This is a genomic window from Psychromonas sp. Urea-02u-13 (assembly GCF_002835995.1).
In the GTDB taxonomy this organism is placed as follows: domain Bacteria; phylum Pseudomonadota; class Gammaproteobacteria; order Enterobacterales; family Psychromonadaceae; genus Psychromonas.
In genome coordinates this window covers 1-347 of record NZ_PJBZ01000303.1, presented here as the reverse complement: position 1 = coordinate 347, position 347 = coordinate 1, and the positions used below count along the sequence as shown (strand labels likewise).

The 347-nt window shown below is 32.3% G+C and carries 1 protein-coding gene; it reads right to left on the bottom strand.

From position 1 onward, the window contains the following. Nucleotides 1-3: 3 nt before the first annotated feature. A partial coding sequence (locus CXF74_RS21805) for an ISAs1 family transposase (RefSeq protein WP_157822539.1) occupies nt 4-347 on the bottom strand: 344 nt, incomplete at its 5' end.

Sequence of the window (347 nt, the reverse complement as noted above, 5' to 3'; positions counted from 1 at the left end):
TTTTTATAACCCAATAGTTAATACTTTCATTAAATATTTTCCATCCCAACCTGCTGTTAATCGTTTTGATTTTATACCCATTTTTGCTGTTTTTTCATTTTTTAGAAGAGCTAATGCAATCTTATTTAAAAACGAGAAGTTAGCGGCTGCATTTCCACTTCTTAAGCGACAACTATCTTCATCAAAACTTACATCAAGCTGCCAATGTAGATTGTTTTCTACACCCCAGTGAGAACGAACTGTTTCATTTATAAATTTAGCATCTTTTGTTAAGTGGCTTGTGATGTAATATCGACGTTCAATTGACTGCTTTTTACCAATCAATCGTTCAGATTCTATTACTGCAA